Source organism: Paracidovorax valerianellae, from assembly GCF_900102625.1.
Lineage (GTDB): Bacteria > Pseudomonadota > Gammaproteobacteria > Burkholderiales > Burkholderiaceae_C > Paracidovorax > Paracidovorax valerianellae.
Window position 1 is genome coordinate 200,978 of the sequence record NZ_FMZC01000008.1, and the last position, 15,899, is coordinate 216,876.

The window sequence follows — 15,899 nt, forward strand, 5'->3', positions numbered from 1 at the left end:
CTCAGGCATCCATCTGACCCGACGATTCGCCGGAAGTCAGGGATTGCTGCTGCTGTTGCTGGTCTGCGCCCTCGCGGCGCTCACGCCGTTCGCCACGGTCCGAACGCTCGCCGCGCTCGGCAGGTGCGGGACGGCCACCGCCATCACCCATGGGGCGATCGGTCAGCGCTTTCATGGACAGCTTGACGCGGCCCTTTTCGTCCGTCTCGAGCACCTTGACCTTGACGATCTGGCCTTCGGTCAGATAGTCGGTCACCTTCTCGACGCGCTCGTGTGCGATCTGGCTGATGTGCAGCAAGCCGTCCTTGCCGGGCAGCAGGTTGATCAGCGCACCGAAGTCCAGAATCTTGACGATCGGGCCTTCGTAGATCTTGCCGATTTCGACCTCGGCCGTGATCTGCTCGATACGGCGCTTGGCTTCGTCTGCCTTGGCGCTGTCGGTGGACGCGATGGTGATGGTGCCGTCTTCGTCGATGTTGATCTGCGTGCCGGTTTCTTCCGTCAGAGCACGGATCACCGCACCGCCCTTGCCGATCACGTCACGGATCTTTTCAGGATTGATTTTCATAGTGAACAGCTTCGGCGCGAAGTTGCTCACCTCGGTCTTGGCTTCGCCCATGGCCTCTTGCATCTTGCCCAGAATGTGCAGACGCGCTTCCTTGGCCTGAGCCAATGCGACCTGCATGATTTCCTTGGTGATGCCCTGGATCTTGATGTCCATCTGCAGAGCGGTAATGCCGCCCGTCGTGCCAGCGACCTTGAAGTCCATGTCGCCCAGATGATCTTCATCGCCCAGGATGTCGGTCAGCACGGCAAAGCGATTTTCTTCCTTGATCAGGCCCATGGCGATACCGGCCACGTGCGCCTTCATCGGAACGCCAGCATCCATCAAGGACAGGCAGCCACCACACACCGATGCCATCGAGGAGGAGCCGTTGGACTCCGTGATTTCGGACACGACGCGCATCGTGTAGGGGAATTCTTCCTTGGTCGGCAGCACGGCGATCAGCGCACGCTTGGCCAGACGGCCGTGGCCGATTTCGCGGCGCTTGGTCGAGCCCATGCGGCCCACTTCGCCGGTGGCGAAGGGAGGCATGTTGTAGTGCATCATGAAGCGGTCTTCATATTCGCCGGCCAGTGCATCGATGCGCTGAGCGTCCCGCTCGGTCCCGAGCGTGGCGATGACCAATGCCTGCGTTTCACCGCGCGTGAACAGCGCGGAGCCGTGGGTGCGCGGCAGCACGCTGTTGCGGATCTCGATGGGGCGCACCGTACGGGTGTCGCGGCCGTCGATGCGGGGCTCGCCCGACAGAATCTGGCTGCGAACGATCTTGGCTTCGATGTCGAACAGCAGGCCTTCGACCTTGACGGCGTCGAACTCAACGCCCTCTGCCTTCAAGGCAGACAGCACTGAGGCGGTGGCTTCACGCAGGGCTTGCGTACGAGCCTGCTTACTGCGGATCTGGTAAGCGGCACGGAGTTTTTCTTCCGCCAGGGCGTTGACCTTGCCAATGAAAGACTCGTCCTTGGCAGGTGGCTGCCAGTCCCACACGGCCTTGCCGGCGTCGCGCACCAGTTCATGGATCGCATTGATGGCCACGTTGCCTTGCTCATGGCCGAACACCACGGCACCCAGCATGATCTCTTCGGACAGCTGTTGCGCTTCGGATTCGACCATCAGCACAGCCGCTTCGGTGCCAGCCACCACGAGGTCCATCTGAGAATTCTTGCGGGCCGTCTGGCCGGGATTCAGCACGTATTCGCCGTTGATATAGCCAACGCGCGCAGCGCCGATCGGGCCATTGAACGGAATGCCGGAAATGGAAAGCGCAGCGCTCACGGCGATCATCGCGGCGATGTCTGCGTCCACTTCGGGGTTCAACGACACCGTGTGGATGACCACGTGCACTTCGTTGAAGAAGCCTTCAGGGAAGAGAGGGCGGATCGGGCGGTCGATGAGACGGCTCGTGAGCGTCTCGTGCTCGCTGGGCTTGGCTTCGCGCTTGAAGAAGCTGCCGGGAATCTTGCCAGCGGCATACGTCTTCTCGATGTAATCCACCGTCAGCGGGAAGAAATCCTGTCCGGGCTTGGCCGTCTTGGAACCCACCACCGTGGCCAGCACGACGGTGTCATCGATATTCACCAGCACTGCGCCGGATGCCTGGCGGGCGATTTCGCCCGTTTCCATGACGACGGTCTTGTCGCCCCATTGGAAAGACTTGGTGACTTTGTTAAAAATGCTCATTTTTGCTCCATTTTTATAGCTGAATACACAGCTTCAGCTAGGGAAGGAGTGCAATTCAGAACACGATGCCATTCCAATGATTCTGTCTTTTCACATCAAAGGACAAGACCATTGGAATGACACAGCTTCGCTCTGTTTTGCGGCTCCGAAGTAAAAAACGCCTGAGCTAGCGTGCTAACCCAGGCGTTTCGGCATGCGAATGCGCTTACTTGCGCAGACCCAGCTTGGCGATCAAAGCCGTATAACGTTCAGCGTCCTTCGCCTTCAGGTAGTCCAGCAGCTTGCGGCGGCGGCTCACCATGCGCAGAAGGCCACGGCGACCGTGGTGATCCTTGGCATGGGTCTTGAAGTGAGGGGTCAGTTCGTTGATGCGGGCGGTCAGCAGGGCCACTTGCACTTCCGGGCTACCGGTGTCATTGGCAGCACGGGCGTTGGCCTTGACGACTTCGGCCTTGATAGAGGATGCGATCATTGGTTTTCCTTGAATTGCGGGGCCGGTGAACACGGCGTGAACAGCCGCACAGCCCCTGACTTACTTGCGCAAGCGGCTGGAATGGCCACAAGCGTGCGTCTTGCACCATGCAAAACTCGGCGATTATACCCCGAGCCATTTTTCGAGCCGCCTCACGCCCTCCTCCAGCCGCTGAGGATCGTGCGATGCGAAGCACCATCGCAGCCATCCTTGCGCTTCATCGCCAAACGCGCTGCCAGGGGCCAAGCCCAGGCCCGCCTCCAGCACCAGGCGCTTGGCGAGCGCCAACGAGTCACCCTGACCAGCCATTCGGAAGAACGCATACATGCCTCCTCTTGGCATCGCCACCTCGACACCGGGGAGCAATTGCAGCAAGGGCACCAAGGTATCCCGGCAATTCTGCATATGTGAAACGACACGGGGAGTGATTTCCGACGCATGCTGCAAAGCAGCAATGCCCGCCCGCTGCGTGAAGACGCTAGTGAATGAGGTATTGAATTCGATCAGTTTGCCCATGTGATGGGTCAGATCGGCGGGCATGACCAGCCAACCCAGCCGCCAACCCGTCATGAGAAAGCTCTTCGAAAAACTCTGCACCACAATCAGGCGGTCTTCGGGTTCCGCCACGTCAAGAAAGCTCGGAGCGCACCCTGACGACGAAGGCTCGTAGTACAGCTTTTCGTAAACCTCATCCGCCAAGATCCAGGTGCCGGTGGTACGGCAGTGCCGGAGAATTCGAAGCTGTTCCTCATGCGTCAAAGTCCAGCCCGTGGGATTGTTGGGCGCATTCAGAATGAGGAGTCGCGTCGTGGGAGTGACGGCCTTCAAGAGTTCCTCCACATCCAACGTCCATTCACCGGTGGCCTGAGGGCGAAGCGCCACACAGCGCAAGCGGGCGCCCATGATCCGAGGCTGCGCAGTCAAGTTTGGCCATACGGGCGTAACGGCCACGACCTCGTCATCGGCATCCAGTAGCGCCTGCATCGACAGCATGAGTCCATTGACCCCGCCCGAAGTGACAGCCACCCTGTCTGAAGTGACTGGCTTGTGGGATTGCGTCGTGTAGGAAGCTATCGCAGCCCGCAATTCAGGCAAGCCCAGGTTGTGGGAATAAAAGGTTTCTCCACGCTGCAAAGATTCCACAGCAGCGCTGCGGATAACTTCGGGGGTTGTCTCATCGCTCTCGCCGAACCAGAAAGGCAAGACATCCTTGCGGCCTATTCCCGCGTTGGCTACTTCACGAATTTGGGATTCGGCAAGAGAAATGACGGTAGCGCGCATCGGAACATCCCTATGGAAAAAGAGAATGCATCGTAGTGGTTGCAGGCGGTGATTCCTGCGACACAATGCCCGGCATATCAAATATTGAAAGGGAGAAAATGCCTGTTCCAACCAAAACAAATCTCGCTGGTCTTATCTTTGCACTCTGCATTGGTGTTTTTGCCGGTACTGCAAGCCCAGCCGCGCAAGCCGCAGCGTCTCAGCCGAACACCGAGCAGCCAATCAATAAAAAGCACTCGGTCAAAATCAAAAACACTACCCAGCGAAGCACTTCCGAAGAATCAAAGGCCGAGCGCGATCGTCGGATGTACAGGGAATGCAAAGGTCGTCCAAATGCAGGGGCCTGCCTGGGATATACCCATCGATGACCGCCCCACACAATGCTGGATTCAAAACTCGTCGTGCCCAGACAATCTGGCCACTACACGTAAATCTGGCCCTACCAACCCTATCGAATGAAATGTCAGGCCATCGGCGTCTGCCAAGGATGATGTCTCTAAACGATGAGCGATGCCTAGCCCAGACCCCAACAATTTCGGCGCCAAGTACAGCAGGATTTCGTCAACCAACCCGGCCTGGAGCATCGCACCATTGAGTTGGCTACCCGCCTCCACGTGCACTTCGTTCAATTGAAGGCGGGCCAGATCAAAACACATGGCAGAGAGATCGACCCGACCTGAGAGATCGGGAAAATGCAGCACTGTGACTCCACGGGAGGCCAACAGGGCTTCCTTCTCGGGATTTCGAACCGCGGTGTAAATAAAGACACGGCGTTCAGGTCTGAACAAAGCTGCGTCCAAAGGCACCCTCAACCGGCTGTCCACCAAGATCAGGGACGGTTGGCGAGAGGTATTCACCTCCCGCACATCCAACCTTGGATCATCCGCCAGCACCGTGCCAATTCCAGTCAGCACCGCACAAGCTCGGGCTCTCCAGGCATGGCCGTCTGCACGTGCCAAAGGTGAAGTTATCCATTGACTTTCACCGGTGTGGAGGGCCGTTATGCCGTCGAGAGATGCAGCGGACTTCATCCGGATCCATGGACGCTTACGAATCATGCGGCTGAAGAATCCGATGTTCAGTTCTCGGGAAGGCTCGGCCTCCAACCCAACCGATAAAGCAACGCCTCGCGCAGCCAACTTCTGAAACCCCTGCCCGGCCACGACTGGATTTGGATCGGTGATGGATGCGACCACCCTTGCCACCCCAGCCTCCGCCAACGCATCGCAACAAGGTCCAGTCCGCCCCTGATGAGCGCAAGGCTCCAATGTCACGTAAGCAGTCGCGCCTTCTGACGAAAACCCATGTTCACGAGCATCCTGCAATGCCATGATTTCTGCATGAGCTTCGCCCGCTGCCTGGGTGGAACCCCGTCCAATAACCTGTCCGGCATCGTCAACAATGACACAACCAACGCGGGGATTCGGAGATGTGCGAAAGAGGCCCTCCTTCGCTAACCCTAAGGCCATCGCCATGTAGGCGGAGTCTGAAATCATCTACATGTACCCCTGTAAAACGGACCCATACGGTCGTGCAGCCGTGAATTCTGCCGCCAAACGGTCAGCCTCAAAGAGCTAACGGCAGAGGTGACAAGGACGAATTTACGTAACATCCGCCAATGACATCTTCCGCCTTGTTACCAATGAGTTCGCTTCGCTCCACATCACTCTCTACTCAGCAGAAAGCTCGGAAGCTGCGGGGTCTTACCCTGATTGAAGTGCTGGTAGCGATCGTGATCATGTCTTTTGGCATGCTGGGCTTGGTGGGCATGCAAGCATTCGCTTTGCAGTCAAATAGAGAGGCCAGACTGCAGGCGCAAGCAGCAATGCTGGCAAGGGAACTCGCAGAAATGATGCGTGGCAATAAAGAAATCGGCGTAATAACCACACCCGCTGATAATCCGTATTTGGTTTCGCTTTCAAGCGGTTCTATGGTTGCAGCCACCCCTTCTTATTGCCTTAGTGTTGGAAATGCCGCCACAGGCTGCACGTCCGCAACAGACATTGCAAATGCAGAGATGACCGATTGGTTAGCACGTGTTGATAACCTCCTTCCGGGAGCGCGCGTTGTTATATGTTTTGACAGTTCTCCCTACGATAGCAACGGTATACCCCGATGGTCATGCAACACTTCAGGAACAAATGAAATCGCAGTCATCAAGATAGGTTGGACAAGAAATTCCACGGACAGAAGCAAAATTGGAGTTGATGTGCTTGAACAAGCCAGCACTACGGGCAGTACTCCTTATATTATTTTTCCAGTCACCAGCGGAAATGCAAGCGCCATATGAAAAATAATATGAAGCCAAGTTTTCCGGCTTTTCAAAAAAGACAAGCAGGGTTGACTCTGATTGAGTTGATGGTGGCAATGGTCATCAGCTTGCTCATTGTACTTGCCGCTGTTGCGGCGCTTGTCGTGTCCCGCCAAGGTTTCAGCAGTGTTGATACAGCCTCACAGCTTCGCGATAACAGCCGATTCGCGGTCGATCTTATTCAACGTCTGGGCGTTCAAGCAGGATATAAAGATGTAAGGGATGCTGCCACAGCCCTATTAGCCGACACCGCCGGAATTGAATCAAACCCGCCACCAAATATTTATGGAATCAATAATCAAAAGCGCAGCCAAACAAATGCCTGGGATGAAAGTTCAAATTGGTCATCATCCGAGGTAGGCAGAGGTAGCGACATTCTGATTATTCGCAATCAAGCAAGCCGACTATCGCCTACTGCCACGACCTCTGACGAAACGATGATCGACTGCATGGGCAATGCGCCCACAGCGGTGCCGATAGACCGGTACGACCGGATGATCAGCATTCTTCATGTCAGCGCTGGCGATGATGGCGAACCGTCCCTCATGTGCACTTATGTATCCTCGGCCGGCAGTCTAAAAGCAGAGCCATTGATCAGGGGTGTGGAGAATTTTCAAGTTCTTTATGGTGTGGACGGTATCGGGCCAAATAACGCTACTTTACCCGCGAGTTCAGCAAGCTCGCCAGAAAATGGGCCAGAGCGTTACTTGAGAGCCGACCAAATTACTAACACCTCAAATGCGGCAGTTAGCTATGCAAATTGGCAACGCGTCAGGAGTTTACGCATAGGGATGGTCGTAAGAGGTCCATCTGGCTCTGCTATTGATAAAAGCTCACAAACTCTATATCCGATGGGTACTGGCAAAGGCTCAAGTTCTGGGTCCATTGGGAGTGGATTAGCTGACGCTACAAATGACCCTGGCACAGTTGTGACATTTAACGATGGACGACTACGCCAAACAGTTACTTTTACTGTTCATTTGCGCAATTACCAGCAAGACAATTAACCAAGATTATTGTTATGAAATCAGCCCATGCGCATCAAACGTCAAAGGAGCAAGGTGCCTCTCTGATTGTGGTGATGCTAATTCTCGTCATCGTTTCTATCTTAGGCATATCCGGAGTACAGATTTCCATGATGGCGGAGCGAGGTACACGAAATGATCGAGACACGCAGATCGCGTGGCAAGCAACTGAAGCTGCTTTAATGGATGCAGAATTTGACATCCTAGGGCAACCAGCAGCTTCCACCACTAAACGCAATAGCATCTTCAAACGCGGCAATACTGACATTGCACAATTTGCTCCTGATTGCGGCAACTCCGGGAACACAACCGGTCTGTGCAGTCTTAATGCGGCAGGGAAACCTGCATGGTTGGCTGTCAACTTCCTCTCTACCGACACTAATAAGCCTACAACGGAATTTGGACAATTCACGGGACGGACGTTCCCATCCGGAGCAGCCGGAATTCAACCGGCACGGCCTCCTCGGTATGTCATAGAACCTATTCCCGAACCATCCATGTCTAGAACAAAAAATCCGACTGAGATTAAATACATCTACAGAATCACAGCAATGGGGTTTGGGCCTAATGAAGATACCCAAACTGTTTCCCAAGTAATTTTTAGAAATTAATGAGGCCTATATGAAATCAGATACCACCCTTAGGCCCATAGCAAAGAAAACAACAAAAACGTTGCTGAATTTACAAAATTTTTTACGACGTCCCCGTACTAAATTTATTGCATGGGCATTTTTGCCAATTACGGCGACGGTTTCGTTTTTAGCGTTTGGCACCGGGACGGCTCCTGCAATACCTGCAATTAATATATCTGCGGATCCTCTTTATGCCGCTGCGGCGGTGGATAAGCCTACGTTGGCCTTAGCTTTGTCTGTTGAATACCCTACTGTAGGATCACAATATCCCTCAGGAGGAACAACAGACAATACGTACTCTAATCTCCAAGAATATCTCGGATATTATGATGCAGAAAGTTGTTATGTATATAACAATGCACCTTCTGAAACTCCAGCGGCTGGCCTGACGACTGCCGACTACAAACGTTTCGACCGTAGCGGTGCAGCAACCAGTCGGAAATGTACAGATGCTTTCAGTGGAAATTTTTTGAACTGGGCGAGTAGCTCGGCCATCGACATGTTGCGCCTTGCCTTGTCGGGAGGTGATCGCTACATTGATACCGCGACACCAAACTCGTCATTGACGATCTTGCAGAGAGCGGTTATTCCAAATAATGACCCCGTCTGCATGTGGAACACCAGCAATTTTCCGGCGAAACAGTTGCAACGCGATGGGAGCGCTGCCGGAACTTATTGGGGGGCAGTGCCTGCGGCAATGATTACAGCTGCCAATGGAAATGATATATGGGTTGCAAACACCTTGAACCGAATCTATTTCGGTACGTCCAATACTGGCGATTGCTCTACAGGACCTGCGTCATATAAGTTGGGTTCTCCCACCGCAACCTCATCGGTTGGTCCGGTTACAACCACCTCAAATGCATTGCCTCTTTCCGGCATGACATCGTGCAGCAATGAAGGTAACACCTGCAGCTTTAGCGGCACCAAAGAAGTTTGGTATGGGGTACGAGTGGGCTTGACCAATTATTGGAAGGTGGCGCCTGCGTCTAATGGCGTAGCTTGCTCAAACGACGTTTTCGGTGATCCAAAAAGTGGAACGCCAAAACAATGCTATTACAGAAACTATACCGGCAATTGGACTCCACCCGTTGCTACTGGCTTGAACAGCGATGGATTCTTTTATGCTCGTGTTCAAGTATGCAATACAACTTCAGGAACCCTGCAAGACGTTCGGTCTGCATACAACTTATGCAGACAATATCCTAACGGCAACTATAAACCTACTGGAGTAATTCAGAAATATAGCGATCAAATGCGACTTGCTGCATTTGGTTATCTAATGGATCAAACTGCGAGTTATAACAATGGTCGCTACGGTGGCGTACTGCGTGCGCCTATGAAGTATGTGGGCAGCAAGACCTTTAACACTACTGGTCAAGACAATACCCCCAGTGGCGGAAACCCCAATGCCGAATGGAATGCAAATACCGGCGTTTTCTTATCCAATCCAGATAATGACAACACGCAGACTCCAAACATAAGTGGCGTCATCAATTATTTGAATAAATTTGGGAGAACTGGACCTACCCCTGGGCGCTACAAAATTTACGATCCCGTGGGAGAATTGCACTATGAGACGCTTAGGTATTTGCAGGGTTTACAGCCAACTTCTGCAGCAACCAACAACATAACATCAGAAATGTATGATGGATATCCAGTTTACCAAAATTGGACAGACCCCTATGCCAACAGAAGCAATGCCTCAGATTACTCTTGTCTTAAGAGCAACATAGTCGTAATTGGCGATATTAATACCCATGACGGCAACAGATTTCCCACGCCAAGCGGAGCAAATAATATTCCAGATATCAATGCCTGGCGCGGTATAGTTCAAGCTTTTGAAAAAAACCAGTCGGTGAGTTATCTAGATGGGCAAAATGTTTCCCGCACCACAGGCAACCCGAACGGCGCCAATAACAGTGTCCCCACCAACTCCCAGACTAGCCAGATCATGGGTTCGGCTTATTGGTCTCATACGCATGACATTCGTGGAGCTGACTGGACTGCAGCACCAGATAAGCAGCGCCCAGGTTTGAGAGTAAAAACGTTTCTATTTGACGTGAATGAGTACGGTGCACAAAACAATGCATCCACTCGCCGTTTTGCAAACCAATTTTTCATGGCCTCAAAGTACGGTGGCTTTGAATCTGATCCGACCAATTCCGGCGCCAAACCCTACAACACGTATGGCAACCCCTTCAAACGCCAGGATGGAACAAACGACAATAATGTCTGGCAAAAATCAGCTGATCCTGGTGAAGCGGGAACGTATTACCTCCAGAGTAGTGCTCGAGGAGTATTGTCGGCTTTTGACGAAATTTTCAGCCGCGCATCTACTCAAGCCAGAAGCATCGCAGGCAGTTCTGCTGCTTCTACCACCATTAACAGCTCGTCTGGAAGTGTTGTATATTCAGCGAAATTTGATACCAGCAATTGGAGCGGTGACGTTATTGCAGAGCCATTGAGCGCTTCTGGTTCAAGTCTTGTATTGGGCACCCCGCTCTGGAGTGCGGCGGATCGCCTCTCAGTCATGGCTTCCCCAGCAGTCAATCGAAAAATTTATGTGGGTAATACAGCTGGAAATGCAAATCCGGTCGCATCGGATTTCACTTGGAGCACTATTGAAGGCTCTCTCCAAGCCTATTTGGATAAAACTGATCCGGCCGCTTCAGCGGATGGGCAAGGTTCAGCACGGGTCAGTTTCTTGAGAGGTGACAGAAGTAAAGAAGGTAGTCCTTTCCGCGTTAGAAGCTCCCTACTTGGAGATGTAGTCAATTCGAGTGTTGTATATTCCGGCGCACCGACAGCAGCCTATTCAGGCGCGGGCTACACAGCATTTCGAAATGCCTATAAAACCCGGACTCCTGCTGTTTTTGTTGGCGCAAATGACGGAATGCTTCATTCTTTTAATGCAACCAATGGGAACGAACTCTTTGCTTATATTCCAAGCTGGCTGGGCCACAAGCTTTCAGCATTGACAAATCCAACCTATTCGACCAGCCATCAAAGTTATGTAGACGCATCACCGGTGGTGGCAGAAGCGCAGGTGGCATCCAATGGCACAGCCTCCGACTGGAAGACAGTTCTAGTGTCAGGGACAGGCGGGGGTGGTTCTGGCGTTTTTGCTTTAGATGTGTCTGACCCTTCCAACTTCACAGTTGCAAATGTGATGTGGGAATTCAAACGCTCCGACGACGCCGATATGGGGCAGGTCATAGGGAAACCACAAATTCTGAAGCTGAAGACTAGCGGCAGTTCCAGCACCAGTACCTATCGCTGGTTTGCTGTGGTCGCTAGCGGTGCAAACAACTATGTGCCCGACATAAACGGCGCATTCAGTGCGTCAGGACAGCCTGCCCTTTTCCTCCTTGCCCTAGATAAGCAACCGGGCACGACTTGGAGTCTCGGGAACAACTATTTCAAGATTTCATTACCCGTCGACAGCTCATTAAGCACAACGAAGGCGACCGGTCTCGTTAATTTTCAGCCGCTATGGGGCAGCGCTGGAGAGGTCACACAGATCTATATGGGCGACTTTCACGGTAATCTTTGGAAATTGGACTTCTCAAAGAACCTTGCTACCAGTGATTGGAATATGAACAAGCTAACGGCATTTAACAAAGGCACTGCGGGCTCCCCCACACCATATCCTTTGTATATCGCCAAGGATGCAAGCAATAACGTTCAGCCCATAACGTCGGCTCCCGCGATTTTCTCAGGCCCGACAGTTTCTGGGCTGGAAACCTTTTACGTGACTTTTGGCACTGGAAAGTATTTGGAAACTGGCGATAACACCTCTACAGCGACAAACAGCTTTTATGCGGTATATGACAATGGCAATACCGCTGCAGACAGCTCTCCAGCAGGAGCCAGCGTTATCAATGGCAGAGCACGTTTAAAACAAGGCTCTGTCAACACCAATACAAGAGTAGTTACTGTAGGTGCATTTAAATGGGGTCGAGCTGCCTCCGATACTGATGCGACACAGCGTTCAGGCTGGTATTTTGACATGCCGACTGCAGGTGAGAAGTTGGTCAGCGCTATCGGCGATCAAGGCAGTCTTTACGCTACATTCAATACCATCATTCCTGGTGCTACCGGCGCTACCGGAACTTGCACGAATACGCCGGGCAACAGCAATGCCTACGTTATTGATATTGGTGAAGGCTCAGGACGATACAACCGATCAACCGTCGGACTGTTAGGACCAAGCATGTTTTTTACGAACGAATCTGAGACCACTCCGGCGCCACTTGATAGTACCGGTCGAGGCTGGCGGACTACCACCCTGCGCAGTGCCACCATTGGACAAGGGGGGGCGAGCACAAGCACCCAAGTGGTTAGCATCACCGAAGCAGTAGGACGGCTAAGCTGGCGCCAAATAAATAATTATCAAGACATGAAGAACAAGGTAGTCCCATGATGAATATTCGAAAGAATTACGGTTTCACTTTGATCGAACTCATGATCGTGGTGGCGGTAATCGGTATTTTGGCGGCCGTTGCTTATCCTGCTTATAACGACTCCATCTTGAAGGGGCGCAGAGCCCAAGGCCGCGCCGCTTTGGCGGAGCTTCTTCAACAGCAGGAGCGATATATGACACAGAGGAACTGCTATCTGGCCTTTAGCAATAGTGGGGGGACCGCTACGCCTTTAGCGCCATCTCCTTCTACAGCCTGTGGAGGAGTAACTGCCAGTGGTGTGCCCTTCAAGACATTCTCAGGAGATGGAAATGCTGCATCAGCTGCCTATCTGTTGTCTGCCAATACGTGCCCCGGTGCTGGGAGCAGCACCCTATCTATTTCTCAATGTGTCAGAGTAATTGCAACCCCTGTTAAGTCGGACCCTGCAGTTGGTAATTTGGAGCTGATGAGCAATGGCACCAAAAAATGCACTGGGACTACCACCAATCCCAAACTATGCTGGCCATAATATGAAATTCAAATTTCATTATGGTTTTACTCTTATTGAATTGCTAGTGACGCTAGCAGTAGCGGGCGCATTGTTACTTGTCGCAGTTCCTGGCTTTCAGGCCTTTCAAAGGAATTCTCAATTAACCTCGCTCATCAATTCTTTGCTTGTGGCTATTAATACAACAAAAGCGGAAGCAATGAAGCAAAATGCTAACGCTTTTGTTGTTCCTTCCGATGGAACTAATTGGGCCAGTGGTTGGACGGTTTTTGTCGACAAAGACCGCAGTGGTAATTACAGCGAAAGCGGGGATATCACTGTGATGGTTCAAGAAGCGCCCGCCAGTTACTTCAGTATTTCAGGAAACGGCACGTCGGGTGACACTACGCCATATATTAAATTTGACAGCTCTGGATTCTCCAGAACTACCTCAGGCTCATACCCAGCAAATCTGACGCTGACAATAGCCAGAAATGATTTAACTGGTACCAAGCAAACAGAAGAAACTCGGCGGATTATCATTTCAAAAAGTGGCAGGGCCAGGTCTTGCAGCCCGTCCAAAGATTCGAGCTGTACTACTACAGCTTCGGAGTAAGCAGCCAGAATTTTCAAAATAACGCGAGTGAAAAAACCTTCTGTACATGGCTTCCGCTTAACGGTCGCACTTTTTACGGCATTATTTATTTCAGGTTGCGCGGGCCTGCCTGCGGAAATCCATCGACCCGTCTCTCAAGCATTAGCTCAACCCGGAAATACTGGTCTATTCAAAATAGTCGACGAACAGCGTCGTAATTCGAGTGCACGCCATGACTCCGGTTTCCTCCTGCTCAGCGGCCCCCAAGAGGCATACAGCAGCCGCCTGGCTCTCGTAGAAAACGCCCAGAAAACCCTGGACCTGCAGTACTACGCCATTCATGCCGATGCCAGCAGCGAACGATTGCTGCGCGGCGTGGTCGCTGCAGCCCGCCGGGGTGTACGGGTGCGGGTATTGCTGGATGACTTTCACAGCACGGGGCGCAATGCGCTGGTGATGGGCATGGCGTTTCAGCCCAACGTGGAAATGCGCATGTTCAATCCGGTGGCGGGGCCTCGTGGTTCGATGCTAGGGCGCCTGTGGGGCTCGGTCACTGACTTTTCCCGGGTGCAGCAGCGCATGCACAACAAGCTCTTCATTGCGGACAACGTCATGGGGGTGACGGGCGGACGCAACCTCGGCGACGCCTATTTCGGCAATGCGGAATCGGGCAACTTCGTGGACGTGGATGTACTGGCGGTCGGCCCGATCGTGCAGGACCTGTCCCGCAGCTTCGACAGCTATTGGAACAACGAGCGCGCGTACCCGGTGCAATCGCTGATCACGCAGCAGGAACTGGCCCGGCTGCGCGAGCAGACGGTCAAGGCAGCGGGCGCTGCTCAGCCCCACCAGGGGGATGGCAACGACAACAACAATAACGACGACGACTTGTCCACCCCAGCCAGGGCCGCGCCAGACGCCAATGGCTCTCGGAGTGATGGTCCCAAGCCCCCGGATGGCGAGCCGCGGCCTTCCCGCGATGGCCCGACGCAAGCGCAGCGCAACTGGGCCTGGAACCAGCAGCCCATGGATCTGCGCACTGCCGCATTCGTGTGGGCGCCCGCCGTGATGTTGGCGGACCGGCCGGCAAAGATCCCGGCGGAAGGGGATCGAGTGGCAGCTGCCGCGGACATGAAACCGGGTGCTGCGGTGCAAGTGAGTGCCCCCAGGTCGCAATCGGAAGGCGGCAAAGCCATGACGACGACGACGACGGCCACGGCGCCGCGCGCACAGGCACTGCAAGCGTCTGCCGAGCATGTGGCGCAAGGCGATACGGTGGTGGATGGACTGCTGCAGCTTCTGGCCCAGGCGCGGCAGGATCTGCTCATCATTTCGCCCTACTTCGTGCCCGGCGACGACATGAAGAAGGCGTTTGCAGATGCCCGTGCGCGCGGTGTGCGCGTGCGGGTGCTGACCAATTCCCTGGCTTCCAACGATGCGCCGGTCGCGCATGTGGGCTACGCACGCCACCGCGACGAATTGCTGGCGATGGGGGTGGAACTGTATGAATTGCGCAGCGAACAACCCGGCCTCAAATCAACGTTCGGCTCATCCGGCGCGACGGCCACTGGCGAGTCGCGCTCCATGCTGCACTCCAAAGTGCTGGTGCTGGACGGTCGATTGCTGGTGGTCGGGTCGATGAACCTGGACCTGCGGTCGCAACTGCAGAACACCGAAATCGCTTTGCTCATCCAAAGCCGGGCGCTGTCGCGGATGGCGTCGGAGCAGATCGAGACAGCGATGCGCGAAGGCGCGTGGCGATTGGAGAAAACCGAACAGGGCCTGGTCTGGCGCGCGCCACAGGGCAGCGGGCTGCCGGATGCCACGACCGATCCCGACACCGGACTGGGCCTGCGTTTGCTGCTGAAGCTTCTGGGCCCGCTGGCTCCGGATCACCTGCTGTAGCCAGCGCCTCACCTCGCAGCACCATAGATTGCGGAAACAGCAGCGCACCGCTGCTGCTTCTGCCGCAGATCACGGAAGCAGGTCAACCGCTATTCCCATCATTCCCGGGTTGGGGACGAACAAGCTGCCTGCCGCTGCAGCCACTCCGTGATCTCCCGCTGGTCCGTCATCGTCCGCACTTGTTGGTAGTCCGCCCTGAACAATCTGCAAGCCCTTGATCTGACACGTAGTTCTGCTGATGGATGGGCGCAGGATTTGCAAGGTATGGTTGTTCCAGTACCTGTTTTCTTGCAAATTTCTCCGAGGAGTTCCATGGGTCCGAAGCCTTCGCTGCCTCAGTCCGGTGAGTTGTTTCGCCCACGGCTGGACGAGCAGCTCAACATGAAGCACCCGCTGGTCCGTTTGGCTGCGCTGATCGACTGGGCCGAGATCGAGCGCACGTTCGTGGTCTCGTTCACTTCCTGGCGGGGCCGGCCCGCATTGCCACCTCGTCTGATCGCCGGGTTGCTGTACCTGCAGCACACCTTCGATGCCTCCGAC

13 protein-coding genes are annotated in these 15,899 nt (G+C 54.0%); 9 read left to right on the plus strand and 4 right to left on the minus strand.

Annotated features, from left to right (window positions below):
• Position 1: 1 nt before the first annotated feature.
• The 3 genes from pnp to BLT03_RS14315 form a co-directional block, all read right to left on the minus strand.
• On the minus strand, positions 2–2,245 hold the full coding sequence (gene pnp, locus BLT03_RS14305) for a polyribonucleotide nucleotidyltransferase (RefSeq protein WP_092744433.1): 2,244 nt from the start codon (positions 2,243–2,245) through the stop codon (positions 2–4).
• 205 nt (positions 2,246–2,450) lie between these two features.
• Positions 2,451–2,717, minus strand: a complete 267-nt coding sequence (rpsO, locus tag BLT03_RS14310; protein WP_007849123.1) for a 30S ribosomal protein S15 — start codon at positions 2,715–2,717, stop codon at positions 2,451–2,453.
• 123 nt (positions 2,718–2,840) lie between these two features.
• Positions 2,841–3,998 (minus strand): pyridoxal phosphate-dependent aminotransferase, encoded by a 1,158-nt coding sequence (locus tag BLT03_RS14315; RefSeq protein ID WP_092744434.1) that lies wholly within the window; start codon positions 3,996–3,998, stop codon positions 2,841–2,843.
• Between the two features lie 98 nt (positions 3,999–4,096).
• Between BLT03_RS14315 and BLT03_RS14320 the strand changes: the two genes are divergently transcribed.
• Complete coding sequence (locus BLT03_RS14320; protein WP_092744458.1) at positions 4,097–4,366, plus strand: hypothetical protein; 270 nt, start codon at positions 4,097–4,099, stop codon at positions 4,364–4,366.
• 21 nt (positions 4,367–4,387) lie between these two features.
• On the opposite strand, the gene ribD is transcribed toward BLT03_RS14320, so the two are convergent.
• The gene (gene ribD / locus BLT03_RS14325) at positions 4,388–5,494 is read right to left on the minus strand and encodes a bifunctional diaminohydroxyphosphoribosylaminopyrimidine deaminase/5-amino-6-(5-phosphoribosylamino)uracil reductase RibD (protein WP_092744435.1); all 1,107 of its coding nucleotides are present in this window, start codon (positions 5,492–5,494) and stop codon (positions 4,388–4,390) included.
• Positions 5,495–5,616: 122 nt separating this feature from the next.
• Here ribD and pilV point away from each other — a divergent pair, with 122 nt between their 5' ends.
• From pilV to BLT03_RS14365, 8 genes are all read left to right on the plus strand, one after another.
• Entirely contained in the window at positions 5,617–6,288 is a 672-nt protein-coding gene (gene pilV / locus BLT03_RS14330) for a type IV pilus modification protein PilV (protein WP_092744436.1), read from the plus strand.
• Positions 6,285–7,316: a PilW family protein gene (locus BLT03_RS14335; RefSeq protein WP_092744437.1), complete on the plus strand. Its 1,032-nt coding sequence runs from the start codon at positions 6,285–6,287 to the stop codon at positions 7,314–7,316. The genes pilV and BLT03_RS14335 overlap by 4 nt, the downstream gene beginning before the upstream one ends.
• Positions 7,317–7,330: 14 nt before the next feature.
• Positions 7,331–7,945, plus strand: a complete 615-nt coding sequence (locus tag BLT03_RS14340; RefSeq protein ID WP_092744438.1) for a pilus assembly PilX family protein — start codon at positions 7,331–7,333, stop codon at positions 7,943–7,945.
• A gap of 10 nt (positions 7,946–7,955) precedes the next feature.
• On the plus strand, positions 7,956–12,392 hold the full coding sequence (locus BLT03_RS14345) for a pilus assembly protein (RefSeq protein WP_092744459.1): 4,437 nt from the start codon (positions 7,956–7,958) through the stop codon (positions 12,390–12,392).
• On the plus strand, positions 12,389–12,901 hold the full coding sequence (locus BLT03_RS14350) for a type IV pilin protein (RefSeq protein ID WP_353615279.1): 513 nt from the start codon (positions 12,389–12,391) through the stop codon (positions 12,899–12,901). The genes BLT03_RS14345 and BLT03_RS14350 overlap by 4 nt, the downstream gene beginning before the upstream one ends.
• Before the next feature lies 1 nt (position 12,902).
• Positions 12,903–13,475: a GspH/FimT family pseudopilin gene (locus BLT03_RS14355; protein WP_092744439.1), complete on the plus strand. Its 573-nt coding sequence runs from the start codon at positions 12,903–12,905 to the stop codon at positions 13,473–13,475.
• Between the two features lie 27 nt (positions 13,476–13,502).
• Positions 13,503–15,359 carry a phospholipase D family protein gene (locus tag BLT03_RS14360; protein WP_245711393.1) on the plus strand — a complete coding sequence of 619 codons (1,857 nt, stop codon included), beginning with the start codon at positions 13,503–13,505 and terminating at the stop codon, positions 15,357–15,359.
• A 312-nt stretch (positions 15,360–15,671) separates the two neighbouring features.
• Positions 15,672–15,899 (plus strand): transposase (locus BLT03_RS14365; RefSeq protein WP_491907766.1); only part of this gene is annotated, 228 nt, incomplete at its 3' end.

What these genes read in the sequence shown, in the direction of transcription:
- ribD (WP_092744435.1), bottom strand. Translation starts at nt 5,494, where the DNA reads ATGATTTCAGACTCCGCCTACATGGCGATGGCCTTAGGGTTAGCGAAG.
- BLT03_RS14350 (WP_353615279.1), top strand. Translation starts at nt 12,389, where the DNA reads ATGATGAATATTCGAAAGAATTACGGTTTCACTTTGATCGAACTCATG.
- BLT03_RS14320 (WP_092744458.1), top strand. Translation starts at nt 4,097, where the DNA reads ATGCCTGTTCCAACCAAAACAAATCTCGCTGGTCTTATCTTTGCACTC.
- rpsO (WP_007849123.1), bottom strand. Translation starts at nt 2,717, where the DNA reads ATGATCGCATCCTCTATCAAGGCCGAAGTCGTCAAGGCCAACGCCCGT.
- BLT03_RS14340 (WP_092744438.1), top strand. Translation starts at nt 7,331, where the DNA reads ATGAAATCAGCCCATGCGCATCAAACGTCAAAGGAGCAAGGTGCCTCT.
- pnp (WP_092744433.1), bottom strand. Translation starts at nt 2,245, where the DNA reads ATGAGCATTTTTAACAAAGTCACCAAGTCTTTCCAATGGGGCGACAAG.
- BLT03_RS14345 (WP_092744459.1), top strand. Translation starts at nt 7,956, where the DNA reads ATGAAATCAGATACCACCCTTAGGCCCATAGCAAAGAAAACAACAAAA.
- BLT03_RS14335 (WP_092744437.1), top strand. Translation starts at nt 6,285, where the DNA reads ATGAAAAATAATATGAAGCCAAGTTTTCCGGCTTTTCAAAAAAGACAA.
- pilV (WP_092744436.1), top strand. Translation starts at nt 5,617, where the DNA reads ATGACATCTTCCGCCTTGTTACCAATGAGTTCGCTTCGCTCCACATCA.
- BLT03_RS14315 (WP_092744434.1), bottom strand. Translation starts at nt 3,998, where the DNA reads ATGCGCGCTACCGTCATTTCTCTTGCCGAATCCCAAATTCGTGAAGTA.
- BLT03_RS14355 (WP_092744439.1), top strand. Translation starts at nt 12,903, where the DNA reads ATGAAATTCAAATTTCATTATGGTTTTACTCTTATTGAATTGCTAGTG.